Source organism: Actinacidiphila oryziradicis, from assembly GCF_005047355.1.
GTDB classification, from domain to species: Bacteria; Actinomycetota; Actinomycetes; order Streptomycetales; family Streptomycetaceae; genus Actinacidiphila; species Actinacidiphila oryziradicis.
The window spans coordinates 1-1,774 of the sequence record NZ_SUMC01000308.1 but is presented as its reverse complement, the minus strand read 5'-3'; the positions used below and the strand labels follow the sequence as shown (position 1 = coordinate 1,774).

1 protein-coding gene is annotated in these 1,774 nt (G+C 69.4%); it reads right to left on the bottom strand.

Annotated elements, in window-relative coordinates:
* A partial coding sequence (locus FCI23_RS55465) for an acyltransferase domain-containing protein (RefSeq protein WP_136731731.1) occupies positions 1-1,758 on the bottom strand: 1,758 nt, incomplete at its 3' end.
* Between the last annotated feature and the right edge of the window lie 16 nt (positions 1,759-1,774).

Genomic DNA, 1,774 nt, shown 5'->3' with positions numbered 1-1,774 from the left:
CTGCCCGCTGCTCTCGCTCGGCGTGGTGTAGATCGCGATGTCACGGTGACCGTCCTCGTCGGGCGCGGCCACCGTGACCTGGAGGTCCAGCTCATCGCCCTCCGAAAGCAGCAGCGGGACCTGCAAGACCAGTTCGTCGACCACCGGGCAGTCCACCTGGCCGCCCGCGGCCAACGCCAACTCCACCAGCGCCGCTCCCGGCACGATCACCATCCCGAACACCGCGTGGTCACGGATCCACGCCTGCGAGTCCAACGAGACCCGGCCGGTGAACACCCACTCCCCGCGGTCGCCGACCCGCACCGCGGCCGACAGCATCGGATGCCGCAGCCGCCCCACCCCGGCACCGGCCAGGTCCCCACCGGCAGCCGCAACGGGCAGCCAGTACCGGGCCCGCTGGAACGCATACCCCGGCAGATCCACCCGCCGGGCACCCGAACCCGCAAAGAACCCCGCCCAGTCCACCTCCACCCCGGCGACATGGGCCTCACCCAACGACATCGCGAACCGGCCGAGACCACCCTCGCCACGCCGCAACGACCCCATCACCCGAACCCGTTCACCACCCTCCACATCCCCGGCCGTCTCCGACACCGCGGACACCAACACCGGATGCGGAGACATCTCCAGGAACGAACCCACACCCTCCCCCACCAACTCCCGCACCGCATCCTCAAAACCGACCCGGCCACGCAAATTCGCAAACCAGTACGCACCGTTCAGCCTCTCGGTGCCAACCAGACCACCCACGGCCGTGGAGTAGAACGGAACCCGACCCACCCGCGGCGCGAGCGAAGCAAGCACCCGCAGCAACTCCTCCTCCATCACCCCCACCTGCGCCGAGTGCGACGCATAATCCACCGGCACCCGCCGCACCCGAACCCCGCCGCGCTCCCACTCCTCCAGCAATTCCTCCAGCGGCTGCACCTCACCGGAGACCACCACCGACCGGGGACTGTTCACCGCCGCCACCGACACCCGGCCCTCGTACCGCTCGATCACGCCGACGACCTCGTCCGCGGGCAGACCCACCGACACCATCCCGCCGAGCCCGGCCAACATCTCGCCAACCAACCGCGACCGCAACGCCACCACCCGCACCGCGTCCTGCAACGACAGACCACCCGCGACATACGCCGCCGCGATCTCCCCCTGCGAATGCCCCACCACTACATCCGGCTCCACCCCACACGACCGCCACAACGCCGCCAACGCCACCATCACCGTGAACAACACCGGCTGCACCACATCCACCCGCTCCAACGACGGCGCACCCTCAACCCCCCGCAACACCTCCTCCACCCGCCACTCCACAAACTCCCCCAACGCCCCCTCACACGCCGCCACCTCCGCCGCAAAAACCGCCGAAGAATCCAGCAACTCCACCGCCATACCCGCCCACTGAGCCCCCTGCCCGGGAAACACGAACACCGTCTTCCCCGACACCACACGCCCCTGGACAACACCCGCATCCGGCTCACCGGAAGCCAACGCCGACAGGCCCGCGAGCAGACCCTCACGGTCAGTGGCGGACACAACGGCGCGATCTTCCAAGTGCGCCCGGGTCGTCGCCGCGGAATACCCCACATCCACCAGCCCGACATCCGCACGCGCCACCAAATGCTCCCGCAACCGCCCCGCCTGCGCCCGCAACCCCACCTCATCCCGCGCCGACACCACCACCGGCACCACCGGAAGACCCTTCCCCCGCTCCAACTCCAACTCCTCAACGACCGCCGGCGCCTCCTCCAAAATCACGTGCGCGTTCGTGCCG